This is a genomic window from Clostridium sp. OM05-9, assembly GCF_003481465.1.
Taxonomy (GTDB): domain Bacteria; phylum Bacillota; class Clostridia; order Lachnospirales; family Lachnospiraceae; genus Coprococcus; species Coprococcus ammoniilyticus.
Genome location: NZ_QULF01000015.1, coordinates 262 through 549 on the forward strand (window position 1 = coordinate 262; position 288 = coordinate 549).

General features: G+C 44.8%; 1 protein-coding gene. It reads left to right on the top strand.

Translation table 11 applies throughout. The features are described from left to right. A partial coding sequence (locus DXB77_RS12920; protein WP_207665167.1) for a DUF5979 domain-containing protein occupies positions 1-288 on the top strand: 288 nt, incomplete at both ends.

The window sequence follows — 288 nt, forward strand, 5'->3', positions numbered from 1 at the left end:
GATCAATGACATACCTGTAGGAACTTACAGTGTAAGCGAAGAGTTAACCGGAACAGCAGTCTCTAACTATGGCTTAGCAGTCAGTGGTGAAGGTAATGTCACCGTCACCAAGGATGCGACAGCAACCGTAACTGTAACGAATACCTATACACAGGATAGGGGAAGCCTTACTGTAGAAAAGGCAGTTGCAGGATATACCTTCGATGCGAACAAGACATTTACGATCTACGTAACAAACGCAAGTGGTGAATATGTTCTTGCAGATGGAAGCATAAGCGCAACCAAGAC